Genomic DNA, 26,775 nt, shown 5'->3' with positions numbered 1-26,775 from the left:
TAAGCTCATCCGTCTGCAATGTCTCCACTTACGAGAAGCCGGGCACCTGCCGGCTTCTTTTTTTATTTGTGAAATCTTACATTTCAGTGCTTCTAAAACGAAATTTTCACCTGTTGAAAATCACTTCAGCCGCCATCTCCAGCGATACATCATAGCTCGCCCCACCCTTTTCGACCGGTCTTAATGTTTTACTGTGTACGCAAAGGGAATATTCGGCTTTAGGTTGGAAGGCGGATCATAACTTCCACCGATCAGGGTGTCACCTGAAATCATGGGTGAAGCTGCTTTTGAACAGCAGCAACTTCTTACATCCATAATTCTCTGTTGTCAATGAACGCGAGGCTTGCGAAATACACACCTATTCTTTGAAGACAGAAAGGAAGTTTTGCAATGAGTCGATTTACGATCCCACGCGATATTTATTTTGAAGATAATGCATTAGAAGCACTCGAATCTCTTGAAGGTCATAAAGCTGCACTTGTGATAGGCGGCGGTTCGATCAAGAAGAATGGCCATCTTGATTTGATCCAAAAACACTTGTCTAACGCAGGCATTGAAACAGAAGTGTTTGAAGGATACAATACAGAACCTACCGTTGGAATGGTTCAGCAAGGCGCAAAAGACTTGCAATCTTTCCAACCGGACTGGGTCATTGGCATCGGCGGCGGTTCGGCCATGGATGCGGCAAAAGCCATCTGGCTCTTTTACGAGCACCCAGACTTGTCCTTTGAGGATGCGGCAAAGCCGTTTCAACTCCCTAAACTGCGGAATAAAGCGAAGTTCGTTGGGATCCCGACAACAAGCGGCAGCGGCTCTGAAGTTTCCGCGTTTTCCATCATCACCGACGCCGAAACAAATGTTAAGTATCCGCTGGCTGACTTTGAACTCACGCCGGACATTGCGGTAATTGATCCAGTTATGGTCGAAACGCTGCCGAAACACATCGCAGCTTATACCGGTATGGATGCCTTTACGCACGCTATTGAAGCGTATGTTGCCAAGCCGCGCACGCTTTACACAAATATTCTTGCACTCGGCAGCGCCGAGGTTATTAAAGATAACCTGCTTGCTTCAGCACAGGGCAGTCAAGATGCAGCGGCAGAGATGCACAGCATTCAAGCCATGGCTGGCATGGCCTTTACGAACGCTGTACTTGGTATTGTACACAGCATGGCGCATAAAAGCGGACCGATTTTTGACATCCCGCACGGCTATGCAAATGCGATTTATCTACCATATGTGATCCAGTTCAACCGTGCCGAAGTAGAAGACCGCTTTGCTGAAATCGCCCGCCGCCTCAAGCTTGAAGGTAGTGATGATGCAGCGTTGACAGATGCGCTGATTTCCTACATCTATCAACTGAATGAAGACTTGGGACTTGCGACAACACTGCAAGCATACGGCATTTCAGAAGACGACTTTAATCAGCACCTCGATCAAATGGCCGAAAATGCCTTGCACGACCCTTGCACAGGCACGAACCCGCGCGAAACTTCCGCGGAACAGATGAAAGAAGTATTTAAAGCTTCCTTCTACGGCGACGACAGCCTCGCAAAAATATAAATCGACACCTTTACACCAGTAAACTATACGAGCAAAAAAAGACCGCGCAGCTCGCGCGGTCTTTTTTTGTTCCATTTTTTAAAGAAACAGCGAAAGGTATCATGTGGCTTATGTGATCAGGATCGACCTTGGTACCAGCGCTAATATATTTCTGCTGGTCGACAGCCCGATGTCACTACACTTGCCAAGCCGCCCGTAGAACTACTCGTATTACGGCCGTGGGATAACCGGCAGGATGAGGTGTGTCGGACGGTGGGTATCGTGATAAATCGTCTGTTCAACAGGAGCGGCTGTGCTGCTCTCGAGCATGGTGCTCCCCGTATTCAAATTGGGCTCAAAGCGTGGAAAACTGCTGGAACTCACCTCAATCTGCAGTGCGTGGCCGGCTTGAAATACGTAACTCGTTGCCCATAGATCAATCTCAAGTTCGAGCAGCTCCCTGGACACGTCATCAGCATCCGGCATAGCTGTTGAAACGCGCACAATCCCGTCGGTAAGGTTGTATGCTGTGCCATCCGGCCCTACATCGATGAATTTCGCCGTGAAATCCGTATCAACCCCACTCGTTTTCGCCCACAACTGCATCGTCACCCAGCCGGTTATTTCAAGCGGGGTAGATAAAGGTATTGTCTTGTAAGTAAGCACATCCGGCCGCGTTTGCAGCGGTCTTTGATCTCGGGGACCGGCGTTGCGCCCTGCGAAAAAGAGCGTACCCCCGCCAAGCGTTGGCACCGGATTATCAGGGTCGTACACGTAGCCATCTGCCGGCTCCACACCCGGCGCTTCCCAGCTGAGCACCCCGTCTTCTGAACTGAATCCGGCCTGCCCACTTGAATGCAGGTAAAGCGGTGTGTATACGGTGCGCGCGAGCGGCCATTCATTTTCCTCACGCCATACGTTGTCACCCATTACAAACAGTTTCACAGGCGGTTCTTCACCGGGGGATTCATTGTAGAGAAAGCATCGAAACCAGTGGATATGCTGATCCGTTAAGTCACCCTGCCCGTCGATCGCATCTCCGCCGGCATGCAGGCCGAAAAAGCGCTCGCCTTGTTCTGGCTGAAACTGACCGTGCCCCCACGGACCGATCATCAGCTTTTGGTGGGGGTTCGATGCCTGCAAACGCTCATAGTTTCGAAGGGTCGGTCCGAGGAAGTTATCGTACCAGCCGGCGAGATGATAGGCGGGAATATTGAAATCATATGTGCCGTTCATATGTTCAGGATGATTTGCGATTGGCTCACGAAATCTCTGTGCCAAAAAGTTTTGAAATAGCGGCTGTAAAGCTTCGTGCTTCATCACCGGCGGCCAGTCGCACACCGGGCGCACGTGGTGCCAAGCTTCAATTTCTTCCAAGTCTTTCGTCAGCACTTTTTCAGCTTCAGCGTATTCCTCTCTCTCAAGCCGACGCGCCAAAACGTCGGGGGCCACAGAATCCAGCAGCCACGTCTCTGCCGCTACAAGCTCAAAAACCCCATTCCGCCAGAACGAATCTGCCTCCAGCGAACCTGTCATTGCCGGAAATATCGCCTTCAACGCCGGCGGCCGCTCCATCAGCGCAAACAACTGTGTAAACGCGTAATACGATAAGCCAAACATCCCGACCTGGCCATCTCCATATGACAACCTTGACGCCCACATCACTGCATCATAGCCATCCGCTAGTTCCTGTGCCAGTGGTTCAAATGTTCCTTCGGAAGCAAAGCGGCCGCGCACATCTTGAATCACCACAACAAATCCGGCCTCAACGAGCCGGAAAGGGTCTACATAACGGTGGGAAAACGCCGGTAAATTTTTATTATACGGCAGGCGCGATAACAACACAGGGTACTGCCCGCGAGCCGGCCGGTACACGTTGGCATATAACGTTGTGCCATCCCGCAGCTCACAAGCAACATCCCGATCCACAATGATTTCACTCATATACAACAGGCCGCCGGAAATCCCGGCAGCCCTCTCCCCCTTTCATAACGACTGCTCACTTTCCTGCTATAAGTCTTGAGGCTTACCGAAAGCCGGCAAGCCTCAAGTTTTACTTATTCGTCTTCAGGAATCATTTCGTCAATTTCGTCGCGGTTCTCTTCAACCCATTCTTCCGCAACTTCACGCGCGTCGCGGCCTTCTTCTTCAATCTCAACGATCATGCTTTCAATCTCATCGATATCCATGCTCCAGTTGCTCAAGAACTCATACACATCCGGTGCTTGATCGGCAAGTTCGTTATTGGTGACAACGTGAACTTCGTCATCATCAAAGAAGCCGCGGTCATCATCGATGATTTTAATATCAAGCTCATAGAACTTGGAGTGTGGACGCCAGCCATAAAATGCCACTGGCTCTTCACTTTCCATCAAACGCATCGATTCAGCGATCATACCGCCTTCAGACGAGTTTACCTGTGTCATATCAAGTTCATACTCTTCAATAACATCATCGTTCACTTCAGTGACACTGGCACCTTCTTCAATGCCGTAAAATTCATTGCCAAAGCTGTCTTCTTCACCTTGAATGTCTTCAATCGAATCGATATCATCCATATATTCCGGTACGACCCAGCCGGCTTCAGCATCATCATAGCTTAAAGCTGTCTTTTCAATGGTGTCTTCGTACTGCTCGATATAGTTATCGTGGACTGGGAACCAGCCGTCCATAAAGACGTCTAAGTCACCGCCGGATAAACCTGTATAGACGTTACCAGCATCGGCTTCTGTTTGTGCGGTGTCATAACCCATTTCTTCAACAACAATGGCTGCTACCTCAGTCGGCGGCACGGTACTTGTCCAAGGCGTTACACCAAAAGCAATTTCTTCTTGACCGCCGTTGTCATCACCATCATCGACTTCATCTGACAAACCATCAACATCTTCGTTTTCCCCGCATGCTGTAAGCGCTGCAAGTACAGCGGACGTTGTAACCAAAGTGAGTACTGATTTTTTCATGAATCATTCGCTCCTTTAATATTAATAATTATAATTTTTGACCAATGCCCTGCGTGATCCTATCCAACATAATCGCGAGCACAACAATCGCAAGACCCCCGGTTAAACCAAGGCCGACGTTCACTTGAGAAATCCCGTTTAACACAATCGAACCAAGCCCCGGCGCCCCGATCATCGACGCAACGACCGCCATTGAGAGGGCGAGCATAATCGTTTGGTTCACACCGGCCATAATGGATGGCAGTGCAAGTGGCAGTTGTACTTTCAACAAGAGCTGCTTTGATGTCGCCCCGTAAGCCCGCGAAGCTTCAATCACATCTTCAGATACTTGCTTAATCCCGAGGTTTGTCATCCGAACAGCCGGCGGCGTTGCAAACACAAACGTTGCAATTACAGCCGGAACCCCGCCAAGACCGAACAGTAAAATCGCCGGAATTAAATAAACGAAAATCGGCAGCGTCTGCATAAAGTCAAGCACCGGCCGTACAGCCCTTTCAACCTTGGCGTTTGCCGCTGCTAAAATGCCAACCGGTACACCGAGCAGAACTGAGATCATAGTTGAAACAAGCACAATCGAAAGCGTCTGCATCGACTCTATCCAGACATCAACCGCGCCAAGGTAAATAAAACCGAGCAGCGAAAATACTGCCACCCCGCGTCCGGCAAAAAACCAGGAGAGCAGGATGAAAATCAAGGCGATCACTTCCGCCGGGAAAAATAGCAATGTATTTGTCACAGCGTCCACAAAACTTGCAAGAACTGCACTGATCGCATCAAAAAATCCACTGAAGTTCGGGAGAAGCCAGTCATTAACAAACCAGTTCGTCCAGTCTTCTAAAGGGAGGTTGAAATAATTCATTCAGACACCTCCTCTTCTTTACCGAGTACCAAGCCAGAAAGGATCGATACACGTGAAATAATGCCGAGCAGCTTCTCGTTTTCTACGACACAAATTGGATATTTCGCTTCGATAGCAATATTAATCAAATCATGCAGTGGTGTATCCGGTGCCGTCGTCTCTACACTTGTAATTAACTTTTCATAAATCGAGGTCTGTTTTTCATGCGCATCAATCGCATCATCTATCGTTAACAGCCCCTGTAGCTCCTTCTCCTTGTTCACTACAAAGATGCTTGAAGCTCCCACTTCTTCCATTTTCCGAATCGCAAGGCGCGGCCCATCCTTTTCGTTAATGAGCACCTCCGGCTTTTTCATCACGTGCGAGGCCTCTAACACTTTTGAGCGGTCCACATCTTTGACGAAATTCGACACGTATTCATCGGCTGGATTTTCAAGAATCTCTTCAGATGTGCCGACTTGTACGATTGCGCCATCTTTCATAATCGCGATCCGATCACCAAGCTTTAGCGCTTCATCTAAATCGTGCGTAATAAATAATACCGTTTTTCCGAGTTTATTTTGTAAGTGCAGCAGTTCATCCTGCATTTCTTTACGAATAATCGGATCTAACGCGCTGAATGCCTCGTCCATCAATAGAATATCGGAGTCATTCGAAAGCGCTCGGGCAAGTCCGACCCGCTGCTGCATCCCGCCGGAGAGTTCTTCCGGTTTGCTTGATTCATAGCCTTTTAAACCGACATCTTCAATCGATTTCGAGGCCTTACTTTCCCGGGTCTGCTTATCAATGCCTTGCAGTTCCAAGCCGTAAGCGACGTTTTCCATTACGGAGCGGTGCGGCAATAACCCAAACTTTTGAAACACCATCGCCAGTTTCTCCCGGCGCGTTTCTATCAGTTTGTTTTTATCCATTTGGATCATATCTTCCCCATCAATCAACACCTCGCCGGCCGTCGGTTCGATCAACCGGTTGATTAAGCGGATGAGCGTTGACTTTCCGCTGCCGGACAGCCCCATAATCACAAAGATCTCTCCAGGTTTGACAGAGAACGAAGCTTTGTTTACGCCAACAGTCATCCCGGTGTCTGCAAGAATTTCTTCTTTAGAAGCACCGTTTTGTAAGTGCTTTAATCCTTGCGGCGGATTCGCACCGAAGATTTTGGTTAAATCATTCACTTCAATTTTGTCCATATTCATCCCCTCTTAAATGTCCCGTGCCTTCACGTTCGGCCTGTGCATATTCGCTAAGAAGCGCCTTATTTCGATATCATCTTCGTAAACACAGTTATTACTGTACCATCTGGACGGTAATGTATCAACGGTTCGTTACAAACTTTTTTACAAATTATTAGTTTAATAAATTTGAAACACTACGAATATCAAGGGTTACAGCTGTGTTGAAAATTTTTTAGAAAAGTTTTTGCTGAATGTTGGAGGATTGAAGAAAATGGAAATTGAATGAGGTGATTTGACAGAGAAAACACGAATTTTGAGGGGAAGTTCGGGCGCAGGCATATCAAACTCAATGAGGATTCAGTACCGGCCATAGCGATCGGCGTACGACCTTGCGTCCGCAGACCCTTGGTGTATGTGGGATGGTAACAAACGACGCGCTTCTAAATTGAGAAGGTCTTGGGGTTACGATTTTCTGTCAAGACAGAAGACGGAATGCCGGGTTGAAACAAGTGGTGGGAGGTGTCAATGTAACGACCTCTTAAGGTAGCGTTGCAGTAAAGCGGGACAAAACCGTTGTTACTGAGGCGCAGGGGGATGTTGTAATTCTGCAAAACTAGCATGTAGAGGCAAAACAGGCGGTCTCCAAGACGAAAAAAGCTAGAAAAAGTTGAAGCCTGCGAGTAGACAACCGCCGGTAACATGGAAAAATTAAAAATACCTTGCTTCGTTTCCGTGGATGGCTTTAGCGTTTAAGGAAAGATTAGCATACGAGGTCTCAGAGGGGGATTTCAGCAAGTAGCCCAAGTTCCATACACGAGCATCACAAAAGCACCGACCTGTGCAAAACATCCACGGAGCAGATGAAAGAAGGATTTCAAGCCCCCTTCTACGGCGACGACATCCTTGTTAAAGCTTAAGATAGATTGCGTGAGGAACCAAATCCAGGGCTTACTTCGGTTCCTTGGGTTTAAATAAGTAACGGAAATAAGCCTGTAGCGTTATGAAATGTTTCTATCTTAATTGCGACTTCAGCCTTGCCATCAGTCTGCGAAAGAAAACTCTGATATTATGAAAATCAGCATTACCATACATCGCTTCACCTTGAATCCGAATACGGTAGAAAAAGGTTCGATGCTTTGTCACCGTATAAACAGCATCATCCTCATCTTGATGATTACTTGGCTCTTTATTTTCTACATACCGGCCCTCAAGTTCTGTTTCAATACACGCAACAGCACGCTCATGCGTTTTAAAAGCCACCGGCTCGACAAAACTTTGGTCATATTCATGCGAGTGAAACTCATCGATATATTCGTTCGAACGTAGATCTTTAATCTTATAGCAGACGCCCTTGCTGAAAGCTTTTAATTGTTGATTATCACCTGCTAACTCCTTATTGTCGCCATTTAGCTGCCGTAAACCACTCATTTTATCCGACCTCTCCCTCTAAAACGAATACCTTTTGACGTGATTGTAAATAACATACAGTCGATCCGCAATACTTTTCATGGAAGAAACAGTGCTTCAGGCTCAGTTCATTTAATCCACATCATGGATTTGAAAAATCATGAAAATGAAAACTTAAAACGCTAAAGGTGGATTAGAAAAGGTACGTCGAAAGCATGGCTAGACAAAAAAACATCAGCTTGTTAACCTAAAGATAGAAAGGTCGTTCTACCCACTGGTAAAATAAAGGTTGTGACAAACATGAGCCGTTCCGTTAAACGAGAAACTCTTTTAAATACAGCTGAATCTTTGTTCTATGAATACGGCTTTCGCGGGGTCGGTTTAAAGCAGATCATCAGTGAGGCGAATGTGGCAACGATGACGCTTTACAACCACTTTCCTTCAAAAGATAACCTTGTTGAAGAAGTATTAAAGCAGCGCGAAGCCCGCTACTGGTCTTACTTAGACGCCCACGTTGAAATGGATTCTGACTCCCCTTTCATTCTCGCGGCTGAAGCGCATGGTCGTTGGTTAAAAGAACAATCCTATAAAGGTGATATGTTTTTGCGGGCCATTGAAGATTATGCTGGTACAGACAATGACATTGAAAATATCGCCAGGGGTCACAAGACGAGATTACTCCAATATTTTCAAGAACTCGCCCAGCAAAAAGGCAAAAGCAACGAGCGGGAGTTAGCCAATCAATTCACCCTGTTACTTGAAGGTACAACATCAATGACGACTTTGATTGGTGCAGAGCAGGCAACTGAACATTCAATTGCGATGGCGCGGACACTTGTCCAGCACACATCGTAATTTTTTACACCAAAAATAGAAAGACCGTTCTATATATTTTTAAGGTAAGGAGGTTCCATCATGAAGTTTTTAAAGCTCGTTCTGCCTGGCATTACGATGATTGCCGTTACATATGGTTTGGCGCGGTTTAGTTTCGGCCTTCTCCTCCCTGACATGAGCGCTTCACTGCAAATGTCGGAAGCTGTTTCGGGCACGATCTCGTCTTTATTTTACTTTGCGTACTGCTTCACCATTGTCTTTTCTACCGTGATGACGACGCGCGAAGGTCCCAAGCGGATGATCTTATTCGCAGGTCTTTCAGCTTTTATCGGCCTCCTCTTTATGGCCGGCACACCGAATGTTTGGGTGCTTGCTTTAGGTGTCCTGCTCGCCGGCGGCAGTACCGGATTAATTTCACCACCGTATGGCGCGGCGATCTCCCTTTGGCTGCAGCGGGAACAGCAGGGCCGGGCCAACACATGGATTAATTCAGGCACGAGCCTCGGCATCGTTTTATCCGGTTTTGGCGCGATTTTTCTAGCACCTGATTGGCGGCTCACTTACCTCATTTACGCAGCTTTAGCTCTCGCCGTTTTGATTTGGAACTATTACGTGATCCCTCCGTCTTATAAACGGACAAAGATTCGCCTGGAAAAAGGGAGCCTTTCCGTTAAAGGCGTACAAGGAGCCAATCCGCTCATTATTTCTTCTTTATTTTTGGGTGTGTCTACAGCAGCTTTCTGGACCTTTGCCCCCTCATTTATTGAAGCTGCCGGCAGTTACAGCGACTGGCAGTTATCAACGTTCTGGATCATGATCGGCATCTTCGGGATCTTAGGCGGCTTTTCCGGCTTTCTCGTTGAAAAATTGGGGCTTCCTTTTGCGTACAAATTGGGCACGCTCCTGATTGCTTCAGCTTCGGTGCTGCTCGCCGTCGACCCGGCGGACTGGATGCTTGCTTACGCTTCAGCCGGGCTGTTTGGCGGATCGTATATCTTTTTAACAGGGATTCTCCTCGTCTGGGGCATTCACGTATTTATCGAAAACGCGTCGCTTGGCATCGGCCTGCCGTTTTTACTGCTAGCGCTCGGGCAGGTCTTTGGCTCAATGCTTGCCGGCGTATTCATCGATGTCTGGGGATTTGCGCCCGCGTTTGTCATCTTTGGCTTCGTTGGCGCAGCCGCCATATTTGCCGGCCCAGCGAAAAACGTGATGCCAAACACGAGCAGCGGCTAACGTGGAATCGCTGCGCACAAGTTTCGACCGGTGCGCAGTAACAATCGCTAGACGAACACCCCTCTCCCAATCCGTTGCTTCTCTTCATCATTTCTTCATATTTCTTTTGTATGATGTTGCTGTAAAATAACCTTGGGAGGGGTCTTTATGACACGCACGTACGTTACATTGACATATATCACTTTATTAGGAGTTTTGGCCGGGTGTGGTGCAGCATCCGAAGATGAGGTTGAAGAAGTTCACCATATGCACGATACCGCTTTTCATACCGCCGGCGATCAGGACCCATACATCGGCACGCATTACGGATTGCTCCACGTAAATCTCGAAGACGAAACTTTAACTTGGCAAGGGACTGAAGAAGACCGGCACGACTATATGGGCTTCACCATTTTAGATGACGGTACATTTATCAGCAGCGGTCATCCCGGTATGAACTCGGATTTAGACAACCCTTTAGGCGTCATGAGAAGCGATGATGAAGGAGACAACTGGGATGTCGATATCCTTTATCCTGAAGTTGACTTTCACAATATTGTCGCGAAACCGGACCATTCAGAAGTCATTTATGGGTTTGACGCTTATAACGGTGACATGTACCGGTCTACAGATGCCGGTTACGAATGGGAGGATGTTAATACGACCGAATTTGAGGGCGAGGATTTATTGGAGCTGCTCGTCGATCATGATGATGAAAATACGCTTGCGGCAGCTTCACAAGATGGTGTCCATCATTCAACTGATGGCGGCGAGACTTGGGAACTTACCCAGCCCGGCCTTGGCATTTTAAGTGCCGCCCCCTATGATGACGGTCACCTCGTGTATGGTGTTGGCGAAGATGCGGGCTGGCTCTTCACCGAAGATTTAGGCAGAAGCTTAGAGCCCCTGGACATGGCCCTCCCTGCTGAACCGGTCATCACCTTAGATACGCATGAAGATATGATTGCTGCAGGCGGGGCTGAAGATTCCTTTTTCTTGTCTTTTGACCAAGGCGAAACGTGGGAAACCTGGATTGATGAAGGAACCCCAAATACGCCATAAATCCAGAGAAGCTGCACATGCCATAACGAGGGAGGAGCTGTTTGAGTGGCACGCCTACTGATCGTTGATGATGAACAACAAATGATTGACTTATTAAAAGTCATTTTTAAATCGTCTTCTTATGAGCTTTACAGTGCCGCAAACGGCCGGGAAGCTATCGACATCATCAATAACGTTGACATCGACCTTGTGTTATTAGATATTATGATGCCGGAAATGAACGGTCTCACGATGCTGAAAACTTTGCGTGAATCAGGCGAAACCGCTGGGGTTATTATCGTCTCTGCCTTAGGCGAAACCGACCAGATTGTACAAGGTCTTCAGGCAGGTGCTGATGATTATGTGACAAAACCCTTTGAGCCCGGTGAACTTTCCGCTCGAACTGAAGCAGTTTTACGGCGGCGCGGAATCCCGGCAGCACTGATGAACACCCACATCGGCGACTTAACCATTGACCGCGAGCGACGCGAAGTCAAGGTAGGGAGTTACGCATTAAAATTAACAAACAAAGAGTATTTGCTGCTCGATACGATGATTGCCCGCCCCGGCGGTGTATTTACAAGAGATGAACTGCTTGACCAAATCTGGACACCAGGTGAGGAGCGCACGGACCGGAGCGTCGATGCTCACATTAAAAATATACGCGAGAAATTCCGGAAGGCCGGCCTCGAGCAAAATTACATCGAAACCGTTTGGGGTGTGGGGTACCGTGTGAAGGATGACCCACTATGAAGCTTTCGGCTAAAACAGCATTCATTGTATTTAGTGCGATGCTGTTGCTCATTATCACAATGTGTTATTTATTTTACGAAGTTTCGCAGTCCTTTTACAAAAACCAACTGCAGGAAAGTGTGGAACAACGACTAACTGCCCATCAAGAAGTGATCGAAACCGACTTTTACGTGGAAACACTGCAGCACATTATCGTTATGGAAGAATATGAAAGCGAATCACAGTTTGTTTTCTTTGGTGAAAACCTGGAAAGCTGGGAGTCGACCGCCGGGGTTACCACCGAGGAGGCAGCAGCATATAAGCAGTGGATTGAAGCGCAGGAAGGCGGTACAAGTGCTTTCAGCCGCACCTCACACCACACCATTCCGCATATTTACGCTTATGAGCCACTAATCGTAAATGATGAAACGGTCGGTTACTTGTTTATTGATGAAGCGACACCCGAATTTGAAGAAACAAGTCAATTTTTATTTTGGATTATGCTGGCCATGTTTGGCGGAAGCACTGTACTTGCAGGCTTTTTCGCTTGGTTTATGAAACATTACGTCGGCAAACCGCTACATCGGCTGAAACGGACAACCGACCTCGTAGCCGACGGCGACTTTGACGTTCAATTAAACGCGAGTTCACGCGATGAAATTGGAGAACTGAGCTGGAGTATCGGCACGATGGCCGCGCAGCTCCGCGCTTACAGAGATTCACGCAGATCCTTTTTGTCCAACGTTTCCCATGACTTGCGCACACCGCTTACTTACGTCAAAGCTTACTCTTCATTGATTTCCGAGATGCCGGAGGATGCTGCCGCCCACGCAGTTGTGATTCATCATGAAGCTGTGCGAATGGAACGGCTCGTTGAAGACTTGTTTCAACTAACGAAACTAGACGAAGGCCATTTTACTTTCTCATTCGAACAAGTAGAAGCAGGCTCCCTTGTATCGGAAACCGTAGAGACGATTCGGTCCTACGCGCATCAACACGAAGTAACGATGACACTTAACTCTCCGGACGAAAAGCTTGAACTTTCGGCAGATCCAGCCCGGTTGCAACAGGCACTGTTGAATGTTCTATCTAATGCCATTCATCATACAGACAGCGCAGTCCATGTCTCCCTGCGGCACGCAGGAGATGAGGTAGAAATTTGTATTGAAGATGAAGGGCCAGGATTAACCGCTGATGAAGCTGAACTTGTGTGGGCGCGCTTTTACCGCACGGATGCAGCAAGATCTACAAAAGATGGCGGAAGCGGCCTGGGGCTCGCGATCGCTAAAGAATTTATTGAAGCCCACGGCGGGCATGTGCACTCAGAGAGCCCGGCGGGTCGCGGCGCCCGCTTTCATTTATACCTCCCGCTTCTTAAGACTTAAAACAAAAAGTAAGCTCAACGCCTTTTTAAGTGCGCTGAGCTTACTTTTTTTATTTCCTCGTTTCATTCGGAACCGGAATCTGCTTTCCAATGAGATAGGATGTTATATTGAAGCGCGAAACAAACTTTGCAAACAGCATCGAGCCACCGGCACTCAATATGACCGCTAAGCCGAAATACAAGAAGGGATGCAGGCCTTCGAACTTTGGTAAATAATGCAGGATAACGGTATGAAGCAAATACACATTAAAAGAATATTTGCTGAGCACCAAAACCGGTAACGGCACCTTTTTCAGTCTGTAAGTGAAAGCTAGGATCGCAAATACGACAGCTGTTGTATACAAAATGTAATCTACACGCTTTGACGATACAACATCAAGTATATCTGTCACAACCAAAGAGAAAACGAATAATAGAAGGACAGCAGCTGCACCTGCCAGCAGATACCTCAACTTCACGATTCTACTCATGATCTGATGATAATACCTTCCGGCGTAATACCCTAGCGCAAAGTAAAACACCCACCCTGTAAATGGAAGCCAGTGTCCCCTTTCCCATATATATTCTCCAAGCACGATACCCGGTGGAGATGTCACGTGGAAAAAGCCGAGATAGATCGTATTTATCATCAAAGCCGCACTTAAAACAAGTACGGGAGACACTTTTTTCAAATAGCGGTGCAGGCAGACATGTAAAATATAAAACTGGAAAATGATTAAAATAAAATAACCGGTGTAACCACCAAGAAATAAGTTCAGGGCAAGTTCGGACGGGAACTCGCCTATACTTTCAGAAGTCATAACGGCAAATACAAATGCCATAAATGCAAACGGCATCAGTAAAAACTTTACCCGCTTGATAAAAAAACCTTTAGGCACTTGATCTGGGTAAGCATAGGCAAGGAGCAGTTCAGAAATAAAGATAAAGGCCGGGGTTCCGAATAATACAAGAAACCTTGCGGCGATTAATATATTTTCTTCAGACTTCGGGATTATGAATTCATAATGCTCCAGCGTTGTATTTACAGCATGGACCATCACGACCGCCAGACAGGCCAAGGCGCGCAGCCAGTATACTTCATGGATGACTTTCATTGCTGTAACCCGCCCTTCTGCTGGCTCGTCGAAAATTTATCAACCTTGAATCACTCAACTAAGAATCCTTCCGCACCGTTCCCTCAACGTCCCTGGCTTAACCTGGATACGAAAACTTTGAGAAAAATGGCTTATACCCGGGACAATCGACAGGAACAGCCGGCGGTATCCATCCAACACCTGCTGATACCACCGCTCTGTTCAACTGCCATATTTCTGGTTGATTAATGATCGGCGTGGGCATCTCCTTCAATCACATCAATTTCCATCAAGTCATCGATGGCGCCTTGATCTTCAAAGGAAATGACATTTTCAGTTCCCAGGATGTAACCATGGTTATATGGCCCTTCCATTGGCACATCAACAAACGCTGGCTTCAGCTCCGCTAAATAATCTGCGTGCGCTTGTTCCAGCTCATCTTCCATCCAAATCAGCGGGGCGTGCTTACCAAGGTGGGCAAGTGGCGCTCCGGCCATAGCGAGCTCTGGTGCCGCTGTTGAACCAAAGACTAAACCATGCCCTGGTTCATCAATCCCCCAGCCAAAGTTTTCATCCTGGTATTTCGCAAAATTGATGGAATGCTCTACCGGGTCATCTCCGGCAATCTCCTCCACAGTCCCGTAGTCTTCAAGCTCACTCAGCACTTCATCAGTGATGCCGCCTTCTCCATTCATCACGTACATGTTTGCTTCGCCGTCCCGGGCTTCAAGCGCTTCAGCGGTAGCTTCCGGCACTGTATCATCTACATACAACAACGATTCATCCATATGAGAAATCCAGCTTCCCGCCGGCATCGCATAGGACTTATACGCATCTTCACTCGAGGCAATTACAACATTGTCCGGCAGGTTCCCTGTTGTCTCTGCAAACATATCTTCCACATCTTTTGCAAATGCCGCCGGCTCTTCTTCCGTGATCTCTTCAACCGTATAGTCGTTCAACTCATTTCGGTCCTCATCGCTTAACTCGCCGGCTACTAAAATCTCAATATCATCGTCATTACCAAGTGGCGCCAAACGTTCAATTTCTGCAGTTAAATCATCAGACAAACCATCCTCCATGAATAACAGGGGCCCATCGTTTGGGTGATGTACCAATGTTAGCGCAGCTACAGCGTGCTGCCACTCATCTTGCTCTGCTAAAATAATCGTTCCAGGCTGGTTTGCTTCATGCGTTGCAGGCCAAATGGTTTGAGAAGCCATGATTGAAAAAGCTTGCGGGTCCTCATCATCAAGCCGTGTGATGTTTTTCGTATTCGTTGTCGTTAACCCCTCACCGGCACCTTCATTTAAGTTCTCTGGAAGCTGAGCCGCCTCTTCTTCAAAAGCTTCCCGTTCCTCGGCAGAAGCACCATGCTCCCCGTGACCCATGTCTTCTTCATCCATTGGCATGCCATCTTCATCCATCGGCATGTCTTCTTCATCCATTGGCATGTCCTCTTCATCCATTGGCATGCCGTCTTCATCCATCGGCATGTCTTCTTCATCCATTGGCATGCCGTCTTCATCCATCGGCATGTCTTCTTCATCCATTGGCATGTCTTCGCTATCCATCGGCATGTCTGAATCATCATTGCAGGCCGCTAGTAGCAGCACTGCTCCAAACACGCCAACAGCAGTCAAACGTTTGTACTTATGCATCATGCACCACTCCCTCTACTTACTTTGTTACTTTCTTAAGCCGTGATATCATTCTTTGCAGTTTCTATCATAAGTTTTAAATATGAAGAAAGAATGAAGAACCTAGCGAAATCTTAAAAGCCAGCGCGCGACTGGCTTTCTCTTTCTCTGTGGTCAAACCAAAAAGGCAAGGAGGTACGCCGCTAGGCGCACCCCCTTGCCTTTTGAGGATGATGTGCTTTCTCACAAGATGAGTACTGCAGCTGCCCTGAACGGGTACCCGGCATCAGCCGAAGAGCACTTGCGCGAGATAGATAAACATAGGGACGGTGAGGACGCTTAAAAGCGTCGAGACGAGGACGCCTTGTGCGGCGTATTCTGGATAATTGTCATATTCGAGTGCAAATAACGCGCTGTTGCGTGACATTGGGAAGGCACTCGCGATCAGCAGCGCCTGCGCCACCACGCCATCGATACCAAGTACGTAAATGATGCCGAGGCCGATCAGCGGCGCGCCGATGAGACGGCCGGCCACGGTGAGAAAAAACAGCACCGTTAAATGTTTCAACGCGGGATATGCCACCTGCGCCCCTAACACGAGAAGTGCGAGCGCAATGAAACCATCGGCCACCTGATCCATCGGTATCACAACAGGCTCCGGGAGGTTCAGCGAAAACGCTTGAAACATGGCGCCGAGCAGGAGTGCGTAAATGATCGGCGTTTGGAACAGGACTTTGATGTTTTCTTTCAGCGCTGTTGATTCAGAGGAGGCGGCGTTGGTGATGCCGTACGTGTATGTAATTAAATTTTGGAACATGAGGACGATGATTTGCACGGATACGCCGATCGGGTGCTGCGCAAAGACAAGTTGGCTGACCGGAAGCCCGAAGTTTCCGGAATTCATGAGCACGACGCTGTTTTTGAAGGTGGCGCCGAGTTTTCGGTCCATACCGGTCAGTTTTGCGATGAGCGATGAAAGCAAGGCGAGCACGATAAATTGGAGAATGAGGAAGCTGCCGATGTTAAACAGCAGGCTGAAGTCCATCTCGTTTTGGGCGATGTTGGTAAAGACAACAACCGGGAGAAAAAAGAAAGTGAGAAGCTTTGAGAGCGTCGGCATATGAAACGAGAAGATGCGCTGCAGCACCGCGCCGGCAACGACCAACAGCAAAATCGGGAGCATAATATATAGAATAATTTCGAGCATGATCGCAAACATAGGCACGGGCTCCTTCGTGAAAATCTACAATACTACCTATATTATACATCTCCCGGCTGACGGCAGAAAGATACCCCGTACTTGAAATGGAAGTACGGGGTACGTTACGACTGCAAATACTTCACCCCAACAACGTGTACACGACCGTACGATAAACATCTTGGGTAAACAGGGTGATTAATGTAGCGAGCATAGACACTGGGACAATGAACAGAATGATTTTGACGATCGATGCTTCACGCAGCACAGTTTCCATTCGTTCAATAGATCTCATCATCGAACCTTTCTCCATACAAACCTCCCAGATAGACTATTTTTCACCCTTCCGCTCAAAGTAACTGTGCAGGCGGTAGGTGACAATTTCTTCGGTCCACTGCTTAAGCAGTTCGGCGGTGGTTTCTGTCTCCGGCTGGACATTAATCTTGAATGTTTCGCCATCAAATTCGATAAGGTCACCGGCACTGCCGGCCCACTTTGTCATCGGCATTTCGGCGATGAGTCTTGCTACGCCCTTCTCTTCATACGTATGCAATTTTTTCGTTGTTTTATCGCTAAAGTCAATATTTCTGCGGTATGCTTTTTCCATAAAGAAATCGTGAAACGGTTTGGCTGCGTCTACCGGTGTGATGGGGTCATACCAGCGGGTGTCAGTTCGTTCGAGCATCACCTTCATGAGCACCATCTTGTAGCTTTTCGTCATCGCTGTCTTTTCCACTTCTATCAGCCACGCCTGACTTGTTTGATACACTTCAGCTTCAACCCCGGTCAGCTCTTCAGCCCAGTGCAGAAAGCCGGTGTAGGATTTGAATTCCTGTCGGATCGCTTTTGCCGGCTCGTCTCCATACAAGTGCATCTCCAAATACGTTGGACGTCGGCCGAGCTCTTGTTTCAAACGGGTATAGCCGGCATATATTTTCTGCTTACGCGGTTGCTTTTTCTTCTTTAATTCCTGCAGCAGGTCAACCGTTTGCAAATCTAAATGTATCGCAGCAGGCTCCGGTACAGTTGGCACAGCTGAACTTCCTGCCTTTTGACGCTCTGTTTCCGGACGTTCATCTAAAAGTGCCATCTTGGCGTCCACCTGCCGGTAATTACCGATAAAATCAATAATCACACAGTAATCTTTGTCGTCAGCGATCCGCAGGCCGCGCCCCAGCTGCTGTGTAAATACACTTAATGATTCCGTCGGACGGGCGAACATGATCGTATCAAGCATTGGAATGTCCGTACCTTCAGTAAACAAATCAACATTGAAAATCACCTCAATGTCTCCTGCTTCCAGCTGCGCTACAGCCAGCGCCCGCTGTGACTTATCGGTTGCGCCATCAAGTGCAACGGCATTGATACCCTGCTCTCTGAAATAAGCTGCGAGAAATTCACTTTGCCGTCTGCGGCTGCAAAAAACGAGCGTGCGCGACTGTTTATGTTCCAACCAAGCTTGATACATGTGTTCTGCTACATCTGCCTGCATTTGTGCTGACAAAAGCTCTTCATCATCATATTTGCTGCCAAGCCACGTAATCTGCGAATAATCAATGATGTCATAGACCCCTTTATAATGAAACGGCGCCAGCCAGCCGCGCCGGATCGCTTCGAGAAAATGTAAGTGATACGCCACATTCCCGTCGCAAATCGCGTAAACGTCTTGTCCATCCAACCGATCCGGCGTTGCAGTTAAACCAAGCAGAAACTCGGGCTGAAAATAAGACAAGACCCGCTGATACGTTGGAGCGGCTGCGTGATGAAACTCGTCAATTACAATTAAATCAAATGCATCTGGATCAAACCGGTGCAGGTGCTGTTCACCGGAGAGTGTAAATATCGAGGCAAACACCATATCCCTGTCATAATCTCTAACAGTATTGTAATAAAGCCCGCTGGAGCGCTCGGGCAGCACATGATTAAATGTCGCTTCAGACTGCTTTAAAATCTCTTCACGGTGCGCGATAAACAAAACACGCTTATACCCTTGGGCAAAAAACGCAGACAAATACGTTTTGCCGAGGCCTGTCGCCATGACGACCATCGCTTTATTGTATTCTTCAGCCACCGTGGTTTCCAGCGCATCAAGGGCTTCCTGCTGAGCCGGACGCGGTGTGAGCGGTCCACCGGCGGTTTCATAAGACGCTTTAGATTCAGCCAGCTGCTCAACGTCTGCATCCGTACCTGGAAGCATCCGCTGCCGTTCTTCAGCTTCACTCATGCTCGTTGCAAACGCTGGATTTTTCTGCTGAAACTTCTCATAAGCCTTTCGGTACAGCGCCAACGTTTCAGGATTTAACGGTACAGTTTGTTCAGCATGAAAGATGTGACGGAACTTTTCCATCGCCTCTGCAAACGTTTCAGGTGCTTTGCTGGAGTTGACCGACAAATTCCATTCCACCCCGCTCGTTAACGCTGAGGCTGACATGTTAGAAGAACCAACGATAAACGTGCCCTCATCCAACTGCTGCTCAAACAAATACGCTTTGGGGTGAAAAGAGCGCCCGCGGCTGTGCCACAACCGAAGTTCAACACCCTCCCCAAGCTCCATAAGCGAAGCAAGCGCCTCCGGCTGTGTGACATATAAGTAATCGCCTGCACAAATTTTAATTTCTTTGCCAGCCTGCACAGCTCGCTCAAGCGCCGGCTTCAATACATCCACGCCAGACTTCATCACAAAGGATGTCAAAATATAAATGCCCCGGGCTGCATCAATCTCTTTTTCCAGCTTCCGTCCCAGTTCATAAGTGATGAGTTCAATATCTTTACTCATCATCTACACGGACAAGGAACAACTTGTCTTGAAAGCCGCCTCGCTTCTCCGCCTTCTCCTGCCGGCGCTCCTCCAGCTTCTCTGGATCTGCACCGTGCTTGTATGTAAGCGCATGGAGCAGTTCGGCAATATCAGCCAGTTCATCAAGCGCCTCTTCACCTGAAACGGCAGCTGCTTCCTCGTATTCCTGCAGTTCTTCATGCAGCTTCTTCTGCGCTTCTTTCACGTAGTCTCCGTCACTGAGCACCTCTGTCACATGAGACTTCCCACTTGCTTCAATGATCTCAGGAATCTTGTCACGCACAAGCTTGTTATACTCAGGCATTCAAACCACTTCCTTCGTTGAAATATCTACCTTTATTTTCGAGGATCATATGGGAGAATTCAACATTCGCTTTTAAAAATTATTATAAAAAAGAGGCTCCCATCTTGGAGGCCTCTTTCTTTATGAACTACACTGCAGTTTTATCTTCTTCAGCCATGCGTAAGGAAACACGATAATCTTCTGCTTCTGGAAACTCTGTAACATCGATGGCTTTATTGTGATTCTCTTTTACCTTATTCACAATGATATCAAGCGGTACATTGAAAAACTCTTTACGTGGGTTAACTTTATTGACTTGATACTTTTCAAATTCTTTATGAAGCGCGTTTTCCAACTCAGGGGCATTATCGGCAAAGATCATGGCGTGCACGTCAAAGTTGAATGGAACGGAAGCATCCGATAATTCTTTGACCCGCTCAAAAGGCTCCAGCCTTCTTGTCATACCGATCTTATAAACGTCTTCCCCAAATGAACCGATGTTGCTAATAATGTAGACGTAGCCGGCTTTTGCATTCTGTTCTCTAAAATCTACAACCTCTTTTTCACTGTGAAGCTCTTCTTGTTTTTCTTCGATTTCTTTCATCTTGGCCAGGATTTCTTCTCGTGTCTCGTCATCATCAACGCTGGCGAGCTGTTTTTCGTAAGTTTCTTTCGCCTGGGACAGATGCTGCAGATCTTTATCCAGCTTCTTTTTCTCTTTTTCAATTTCCTGCTGAATGCGCTTTTCCTCTTTCAGCTGCTCCTTCATGATCCGCTCTTGTTCTTTTTCTTCTTCTTTCTTTAAAGCGTGCTCATATGCAAGGTACATTTCATCCAGCTTGGAAGCCAAATATCTTTCCTGAATTGAAATGCGATTAAGCTCGTTTAGTTTGTTCAGCTGCTCATACTTCTTTTTCATCTTCTCTTTTGTTGCTTCAAGGTTGGTTGTTTTCACATTGCTGATCAATGCTGTGCACTCTTGGTTAAAGGCATTCAGTGTCATTTTCTCCATGTTTTTAATGAACTTTTTGCCTTCCTTTTCACTTCCATTTACTTTCCAACCTTGAGGTTTGTTTAGTGCTGTCCCTGCTTTCACCATCTCTTTTTGGTTTTGGCGCACCTCTTTTAGCTTCTCTTTATAACCTTCCGTTGTCGTAAAGTCGTATTGAGGATCATACAACCCAACCGTCTGCATCATTAAGTCTTCATCCAGATGTGAAAGCTGCATTTTTTTAGCTTTAATCTCGTCTTCTAACTTTGCCTCCTGGCTCTCTAGCTGCGTGACTTGGTCATTTAACTTCTCTAAACGCTTATCAACGTTGGCTGTTATGGCCTTTGCTTCTTTCTCCGCTTCTGCAATCTTTTTCTCTGCAGATTTCTCTGCATTTGACTTCGTTTTTTCCATCTGTTTTTCCAGCTTCAGTTTCTCTTCATTCACCCTTTGCAAATCGTGAAGACCCAGCTCTTTAATATCTTTGTTACGCTTTCGCTCATCGATGATCTGCCAGATCAACAGTCCCAGACCTACAAAAAACGGTATAATTAAAAAAGATAATGCAAACCATATTGAAATGTGCCAAGCCGATAAATACCACTTTTTCTTCGTCATTGTTCTTCTCAATCCTTTGTGAAGTTATTTCTTCCAACCTATTCTACCATGAATCAATCTATGATAAGTGGTGTGCGCTATCATAATTTACCATACTTATTCAGCAATTTATGGTTATTGTTCCAAGATCAATCTCTTATATATTTTAGGCGTTAAAATAAAAGTTTCTCTATTTCGATAAAACTCATCCCCTACTCACTATCAGCGGCTATACACTTACAGGGATTTGAATTTTCTTCGCCGTCTACTACCCTCCAGTCGATGAAAAATTTCTTAAACGATTAACCAAAAGCTCCACTTGCTTTACACTGCAAAGCTGCTCACCGTGTTACAATACATAAGTGAACTCTTATGTATTTTTGATTAAAGAAAAGGAGCTCCCTACATATGAAAACACTGCTCGAGATTTTTATCATTTCCCTGCGGCTTGGGTTAACTTCTTTCGGCGGGCCGGTGGCGCATCTCGGCTACTTTCGTGAAGCATACGTCCACCGCCGGCAGTGGCTGTCGGAAAAGCAGTATGCGGATCTCGTGGCGCTGTGTCAGTTTCTCCCGGGGCCGGCGTCGAGTCAGGTAGGCATCGGGATTGGGATGGCGCGGGGCGGCACGGTCGGCGGTTTTGTTTCCTTCATCGGCTTCACCTTGCCGTCTGTGCTTCTACTGATGGCGGTAGCTGTCGGCTTTCAGCAGCAAGGCTTGATCGAACTTGGCCTCGTTGATGGGCTGAAAATTGTAGCGGTTGCGGTGGTGGCTCACGCGCTCCTTGGCATGGGGCGGAACTTGGCGCCGGATGCAAAGCGGGCTTCCATTGCTGTGCTTAGTTTTGTCGCTGTCTTACTGGCACCTGCCGTCTGGATGCAGGTCGCGGTCATTCTCGCAGCCGGCTTGATCGGCTGGGGGCTTTACCGGAACGCGGACCTACCTAAGGCGGAATCGCTGCCGTTGAAACTGTCTGCAAAGTTTTCCGCAGTCTGCTTAACACTGTTCTTCTCGCTGCTTGCCCTGCTGCCGATCCTTCGGGCAGCGACCGACAGCCTGCACGTACAGCTCGCCGACAGCTTTTACCGTGCAGGCGCTCTCGTCTTCGGCGGTGGACATGTTGTGCTGCCCCTGCTGGAGCGCGAAGTTGTACCGACCGGGCTGTTGAGTGAGAGTGAATTTCTCGCAGGTTACGGGGCGGCGCAGGCTGTTCCCGGCCCGCTCTTTACTTTTGCGAGTTACCTCGGCATGGTGATCGATGGCACTGCCGGGGCGATCACGGCAACAGCGGCGATCTTTGCACCGGCCTTTTTACTCCTGCTCGGTGTCCTGCCGCTCTGGCTGAAACTGCAGCAGGCACCGGCCATGCGTGCGGCAGCAGCTGGTGTGAACGCTGGCGTGGTCGGCATCCTTGCCGCAGCGCTTTATGATCCGGTCTTTACTTCAGCCATTACGGCGAGCGCCGACCTTGCTTTTGCTGCGCTGTTGTTTATGCTATTGATGTATTGGAAGCAGCCGGCGTGGCTCGTCGTCATTTTAGGGGTGTTAGGCGGGATGTTATTTTACGGAGGATGACACAAAAAGCCGCTTGCTGAGGATCCAGCAGGCGGCTTCAATCTTTGAGGGACAGGGCACGACTGGGCAATCCCCAGCCGGATGCTCCGGCGTATTCTTTTTCCACACAGCGTGTGCCCCGCGGCAGGACGGAGAAGTGCCCTCATTCCCCGTATAATGATAATATGTCCACGCACCTCTGCAACATGCATCCGTGCTACACTTTCTTCACTTCACGCTTTTTAACCTCATAATGCTCTGCTTCAGCTAATCGGTTTTTCTTATTCTCCATAAACGTTGTCGGAACATAAATGTGATGCTTCGAGTCAATTTCATACAATCCAAGCGACAAATACTGCTTTTCCGCACGATGATAAATCATCAGATCAGCCTTTAAGTGACCATCGTAAACAGCAAGCCGGCCCTTCTGCAGCACATCATGCAAGTGAATAATATAATACATCCGGTATTGAAACTGCTTATAGTTACCTTTATTCCGCTTCTTCAACGTCTGCCACGTAATTTTTCCGTCCAGAAGATCTTGAAAAAGCGCCTCGGATCTTTTGAAGTCAAAATAATGCAGGCCGATTAAATGGGCGAGGTGGCCTTCGTCAAATTTCACTTTGACAGGAGGTCGGTTCCCCTTTAAGTGAAAAATGTACATCTTGTGCAGTAAGTTGTTGTGATACATTTGTGCAATGTCTTGTATGGTATGATTGTTGGCACTCAAAGCCATCCCCCGCCCCGCATTTTGTACAAAAAAAGACCTTGGCTTTAACAGACCAAGGTACTTGTTGTTAATATAAGTGGTACGACTAGGCAATCCCCAGTGAGATCCTCCATAGTATTCTTTTCCACAACCCCGTGTGCCCCTAGGCGGGAAAGAGGAGTACCAGCTTCCTCTTTGTTACTTTATTATATGATAAACGACCTCGGTTCGTCAATACGTGCAAAGCGATCGCAAATACCGGGAGCAAGACTTGTTGAAAATATTAAAAACCCTCTCTGCCGGGTTGGGGAGCAGAGAAGGTTTGAGCTGTCTCGAAAAGCGGAAATTAACGCTTCGAGAACTGTGGAGAACGACGAGCGGATTTGAGACCGTATTTTTTACGCTCTTTCATACGGGAGTCACGTGTGAGGTAACCGCCGTCTTTCAACGTTTTACGGAACTCAGGGTCAATCTGAAGAAGCGCGCGGGCAACGCCGTGCTGGATTGCGCCAGCCTGGCCGCTGAAACCGCCGCCGTCAACGTTGACTTTAAGGTCGTACTGACCTTCAGTCGCTGTTTCTTGAAGCGGCTGTCTAATCACGCTGCGAAGTGTTTCAAAATCAAAGTACTCGTTAATGTCACGGTCGTTTACAGTGATGTTGCCATCGCCTGGTTCGACGAATACGCGGGCAACAGAATTTTTACGGCGACCTGTGCCGTAGTATTGAACCTGTGCTGCCAATGGAAGTCCCTCCTTTAATTATCCACGAAGTTCGTATTTTTCTGGCTGCTGTGCCTGGTGCTTGTGCTCAGGACCAGCATAAACGTGCAACTTACCTGCGATTTGACGGCCGAGGCGGTTCTTTGGAAGCATGCCTTTGATGCTGTTTTCCAAAAGACGCTCTGGCTTTTCTTCACGCATCTGTGCTGCAGTTCTAACTTTCATGTTACCTGGACGACGGCCGTGACGGTAGTATTTCTTGTCCGTCAACTTGTTACCTGTCATCTCGATTTTGTCCGCATTGATGACGATTACGTGATCGCCAGTATCAACGTGCGGCGTAAACTGCGGCTTGTGCTTACCGCGTAGAAGCGATGCTACTTCAGTAGACAGACGACCGAGCGTTTGTCCTTCAGCATCGACAACGTACCAATTGCTTTCCACATCTTCAGGCTTAGCCATATATGTTGTACGCATCGTTTGTTTCCCTCCTAAATCATCGGTGAATCTCACATTCAGTTACTTCATTCAACGTCATCATTTCCATCATGCCACTGGCTTACCGGGGCTAGTGGTACATGTGTTTTGAAATGCCACCTAACATCGTATAATAACTTAAAGCAAATGTCAATTATAAAAAACGCCCGGTTGCATTGTCTTGCAGCAAAATTTTTTCCGCCACGGATCAAGTAAGCTGAAGCACTTGCGACAGCACGCGTGAACTTACTGCCGCCGCGCGTAAATCCAACGCTGCCGCGCATCAATCCACCGACGCCGCGCGTAAACTAGTAGTCAACGCGGTGCAAGTATAAGCCGTGGCCGGGGACGGTTTTGCCGGCGCGGCGCCGGTCTTTGGCAGCTAAAATGTCGCCGGCAGTGCCGGCTTGGATTTTACCGCTGCCAATATCAAGAATCGTGCCGGTCATGATCCGTACCATGTGATATAAAAAGCCGGTGCCGCGGTAGATAAACTCGAGCTCGTCTTCGGATTCAGCGAGCTCTATCTCTTGAATCGTGCGGACTTTATTAATAATGGCAGTATTTGTGCCGCAAAAGGACGTGTAATCGTGCGTCCCTGTAAGTGTCGCTGCGGCTTCGCGCATTGCAACAATATCAAGCGGGCCGTATAAATGATAGGTGTAATTGCGGCGGAAGACGTCACGCTGCCGGCGGCGCAGAACGCGGTAGCGGTACTCTTTGCCGGTGGCTTGCTCTCTTGCATTGAAATCATCTGCTGCGTACTCAGCTTGTACAAACTGTACATCCGGCGGCAGATGACCTAACAAGGCTTCAGGCCATTTTTCAGCCGGCATAGAGATATCAGTATCAAAATGTATGACCTGCCCGTAAGCGTGCACTCCTGCATCCGTTCGACCGGCGGCTGACACTTTCACTTCACGGCCTTTATGAAACCGGGTGAGCGCCTCTTCAACCACCTGCTGGATGGTACGACCTGTCGGGGCTTTCTCAAGGGGCTGCACCTGCCAGCCGGAAAAGTGTGTCCCATCATAGGCGACGGTTGCTTTAATTCGTGCCATACGCTCCCCTCCGCTTGCTTCTCTACAAAGAAAAAGGGCATAGACGAAGAAACCGAATAACGGTTCTGTCCTGCCCTGCAAATCCACAGCTCAGCTGTCAGCGCGCGGCAGGCGTACCTGCCGTATCGCTGTTATTCAACAAATTCGATGATTGCAGTTTCCGCGCCGTCGCCTTTGCGCTTGCCGACTTTCAAGATGCGCGTGTAACCGCCCTGGCGTTCTTCAAAACGTGGTGCGATTTCGCTAAAGAGCTTTTGCACTGCGTCGAGCTCCGCCTCTTCATCTTCAACTTGCGCGCGGACAAAAGATGCCGCTTGACGGCGGGCATGCAGGTCGCCGCGCTTACCGAGTGTAACCAACTTCTCAACGATTGGGCGGATTTCTTTCGCCTTCGCTTCAGTTGTCTCGATGCGCTCATTAACGATCAAATGCGTGGCAAGATCACGCAGCAATGCTTTGCGGGCAGAACTGTCACGTCCAAGCTTTTGATAAGCCATGATTCGTTCCCCTCCTTTTCCTTCCAAT

At 48.0% G+C, this 26,775-nt stretch carries 24 protein-coding genes; 7 read left to right on the top strand and 17 right to left on the bottom strand.

Annotated features, from left to right (window positions below; translation table 11 throughout):
- Nucleotides 1-390 precede the first annotated feature (390 nt).
- Nucleotides 391-1,563, top strand: a complete 1,173-nt coding sequence (locus tag B0H94_RS12695) for an iron-containing alcohol dehydrogenase (RefSeq protein WP_106589649.1) — start codon at nucleotides 391-393, stop codon at nucleotides 1,561-1,563.
- Nucleotides 1,564-1,773: 210 nt separating this feature from the next.
- On the opposite strand, the gene B0H94_RS12690 is transcribed toward B0H94_RS12695, so the two are convergent.
- The 5 genes from B0H94_RS12690 to B0H94_RS12670 form a co-directional block, all read right to left on the bottom strand.
- Nucleotides 1,774-3,486 (bottom strand): CocE/NonD family hydrolase, encoded by a 1,713-nt coding sequence (locus B0H94_RS12690; protein ID WP_245894017.1) that lies wholly within the window; start codon nucleotides 3,484-3,486, stop codon nucleotides 1,774-1,776.
- Between the two features lie 113 nt (nucleotides 3,487-3,599).
- Nucleotides 3,600-4,502 (bottom strand): glycine betaine ABC transporter substrate-binding protein, encoded by a 903-nt coding sequence (locus B0H94_RS12685; RefSeq protein ID WP_106589647.1) that lies wholly within the window; start codon nucleotides 4,500-4,502, stop codon nucleotides 3,600-3,602.
- A gap of 28 nt (nucleotides 4,503-4,530) precedes the next feature.
- On the bottom strand, nucleotides 4,531-5,361 hold the full coding sequence (locus B0H94_RS12680; RefSeq protein ID WP_106589646.1) for an ABC transporter permease: 831 nt from the start codon (nucleotides 5,359-5,361) through the stop codon (nucleotides 4,531-4,533).
- The gene (locus B0H94_RS12675; RefSeq protein ID WP_106589645.1) at nucleotides 5,358-6,551 is read right to left on the bottom strand and encodes a quaternary amine ABC transporter ATP-binding protein; all 1,194 of its coding nucleotides are present in this window, start codon (nucleotides 6,549-6,551) and stop codon (nucleotides 5,358-5,360) included. The genes B0H94_RS12680 and B0H94_RS12675 overlap by 4 nt, the downstream gene beginning before the upstream one ends.
- A gap of 996 nt (nucleotides 6,552-7,547) precedes the next feature.
- On the bottom strand, nucleotides 7,548-7,964 hold the full coding sequence (locus B0H94_RS12670) for a hypothetical protein (RefSeq protein WP_106589644.1): 417 nt from the start codon (nucleotides 7,962-7,964) through the stop codon (nucleotides 7,548-7,550).
- Between the two features lie 279 nt (nucleotides 7,965-8,243).
- Here B0H94_RS12670 and B0H94_RS12665 point away from each other — a divergent pair, with 279 nt between their 5' ends.
- The 5 genes from B0H94_RS12665 (at nucleotide 8,244) to B0H94_RS12645 (ending at nucleotide 13,150) form a co-directional block, all read left to right on the top strand.
- Nucleotides 8,244-8,798, top strand: a complete 555-nt coding sequence (locus tag B0H94_RS12665) for a TetR/AcrR family transcriptional regulator (protein ID WP_106589643.1) — start codon at nucleotides 8,244-8,246, stop codon at nucleotides 8,796-8,798.
- A 60-nt stretch (nucleotides 8,799-8,858) separates the two neighbouring features.
- Nucleotides 8,859-10,013 carry an MFS transporter gene (locus tag B0H94_RS12660; protein WP_106589642.1) on the top strand — a complete coding sequence of 385 codons (1,155 nt, stop codon included), beginning with the start codon at nucleotides 8,859-8,861 and terminating at the stop codon, nucleotides 10,011-10,013.
- A 147-nt stretch (nucleotides 10,014-10,160) separates the two neighbouring features.
- A complete protein-coding gene (locus B0H94_RS12655) occupies nucleotides 10,161-11,054 on the top strand; it encodes a F510_1955 family glycosylhydrolase (protein ID WP_106589688.1) in 894 nt (297 codons plus the stop codon).
- A 45-nt stretch (nucleotides 11,055-11,099) separates the two neighbouring features.
- Nucleotides 11,100-11,786: a response regulator transcription factor gene (locus tag B0H94_RS12650; protein WP_106589641.1), complete on the top strand. Its 687-nt coding sequence runs from the start codon at nucleotides 11,100-11,102 to the stop codon at nucleotides 11,784-11,786.
- Entirely contained in the window at nucleotides 11,783-13,150 is a 1,368-nt protein-coding gene (locus tag B0H94_RS12645; RefSeq protein ID WP_106589640.1) for a sensor histidine kinase, read from the top strand. The genes B0H94_RS12650 and B0H94_RS12645 overlap by 4 nt, the downstream gene beginning before the upstream one ends.
- A gap of 49 nt (nucleotides 13,151-13,199) precedes the next feature.
- Here the strand turns inward: B0H94_RS12645 and B0H94_RS12640 are convergent, their stop codons facing one another.
- From B0H94_RS12640 to B0H94_RS12615, 7 genes are all read right to left on the bottom strand, one after another.
- Nucleotides 13,200-14,243 carry an acyltransferase family protein gene (locus B0H94_RS12640; RefSeq protein WP_106589639.1) on the bottom strand — a complete coding sequence of 348 codons (1,044 nt, stop codon included), beginning with the start codon at nucleotides 14,241-14,243 and terminating at the stop codon, nucleotides 13,200-13,202.
- Nucleotides 14,244-14,467: 224 nt separating this feature from the next.
- A complete protein-coding gene (locus B0H94_RS12635; protein ID WP_106589687.1) occupies nucleotides 14,468-15,883 on the bottom strand; it encodes an ArsR family transcriptional regulator in 1,416 nt (471 codons plus the stop codon).
- Nucleotides 15,884-16,148: 265 nt separating this feature from the next.
- Nucleotides 16,149-17,081 carry an AEC family transporter gene (locus B0H94_RS12630; RefSeq protein WP_106589638.1) on the bottom strand — a complete coding sequence of 311 codons (933 nt, stop codon included), beginning with the start codon at nucleotides 17,079-17,081 and terminating at the stop codon, nucleotides 16,149-16,151.
- Nucleotides 17,082-17,202: 121 nt separating this feature from the next.
- Complete coding sequence (locus B0H94_RS15260; RefSeq protein ID WP_181315401.1) at nucleotides 17,203-17,373, bottom strand: hypothetical protein; 171 nt, start codon at nucleotides 17,371-17,373, stop codon at nucleotides 17,203-17,205.
- An 18-nt stretch (nucleotides 17,374-17,391) separates the two neighbouring features.
- A complete protein-coding gene (locus B0H94_RS12625) occupies nucleotides 17,392-19,836 on the bottom strand; it encodes a DEAD/DEAH box helicase family protein (protein ID WP_106589686.1) in 2,445 nt (814 codons plus the stop codon).
- Nucleotides 19,829-20,161, bottom strand: a complete 333-nt coding sequence (locus B0H94_RS12620; RefSeq protein WP_106589637.1) for a nucleoside triphosphate pyrophosphohydrolase — start codon at nucleotides 20,159-20,161, stop codon at nucleotides 19,829-19,831. The genes B0H94_RS12625 and B0H94_RS12620 overlap by 8 nt, the downstream gene beginning before the upstream one ends.
- A 127-nt stretch (nucleotides 20,162-20,288) precedes the next feature.
- Entirely contained in the window at nucleotides 20,289-21,749 is a 1,461-nt protein-coding gene (locus B0H94_RS12615) for an SNIPE associated domain-containing protein (RefSeq protein WP_106589636.1), read from the bottom strand.
- A gap of 387 nt (nucleotides 21,750-22,136) precedes the next feature.
- On the opposite strand from B0H94_RS12615, the gene chrA reads away from it, so the two are divergent.
- The gene (chrA, locus tag B0H94_RS12610; protein WP_106589635.1) at nucleotides 22,137-23,303 is read left to right on the top strand and encodes a chromate efflux transporter; all 1,167 of its coding nucleotides are present in this window, start codon (nucleotides 22,137-22,139) and stop codon (nucleotides 23,301-23,303) included.
- Nucleotides 23,304-23,499: 196 nt separating this feature from the next.
- On the opposite strand, the gene B0H94_RS12605 is transcribed toward chrA, so the two are convergent.
- From B0H94_RS12605 to rplQ, 5 genes are all read right to left on the bottom strand, one after another.
- Nucleotides 23,500-24,012: a PBECR4 domain-containing protein gene (locus B0H94_RS12605; protein ID WP_146139950.1), complete on the bottom strand. Its 513-nt coding sequence runs from the start codon at nucleotides 24,010-24,012 to the stop codon at nucleotides 23,500-23,502.
- A gap of 325 nt (nucleotides 24,013-24,337) precedes the next feature.
- Nucleotides 24,338-24,733 carry a 30S ribosomal protein S9 gene (gene rpsI / locus B0H94_RS12600; RefSeq protein ID WP_106589633.1) on the bottom strand — a complete coding sequence of 132 codons (396 nt, stop codon included), beginning with the start codon at nucleotides 24,731-24,733 and terminating at the stop codon, nucleotides 24,338-24,340.
- A gap of 18 nt (nucleotides 24,734-24,751) precedes the next feature.
- A complete protein-coding gene (rplM, locus tag B0H94_RS12595) occupies nucleotides 24,752-25,189 on the bottom strand; it encodes a 50S ribosomal protein L13 (protein WP_106589632.1) in 438 nt (145 codons plus the stop codon).
- Between the two features lie 308 nt (nucleotides 25,190-25,497).
- Nucleotides 25,498-26,250 carry a tRNA pseudouridine(38-40) synthase TruA gene (gene truA / locus B0H94_RS12585; protein ID WP_106589630.1) on the bottom strand — a complete coding sequence of 251 codons (753 nt, stop codon included), beginning with the start codon at nucleotides 26,248-26,250 and terminating at the stop codon, nucleotides 25,498-25,500.
- A 131-nt stretch (nucleotides 26,251-26,381) separates the two neighbouring features.
- On the bottom strand, nucleotides 26,382-26,747 hold the full coding sequence (gene rplQ / locus B0H94_RS12580; protein ID WP_106589629.1) for a 50S ribosomal protein L17: 366 nt from the start codon (nucleotides 26,745-26,747) through the stop codon (nucleotides 26,382-26,384).
- Between the last annotated feature and the right edge of the window lie 28 nt (nucleotides 26,748-26,775).

The organism is Salsuginibacillus halophilus, assembly GCF_003014715.1.
GTDB classification, from domain to species: domain Bacteria; phylum Bacillota; class Bacilli; order Bacillales; family Marinococcaceae; genus Salsuginibacillus; species Salsuginibacillus halophilus.
The sequence above is the reverse complement of the archived record's forward strand: the minus strand, read 5'-3'. Positions and strand labels throughout refer to the sequence as shown.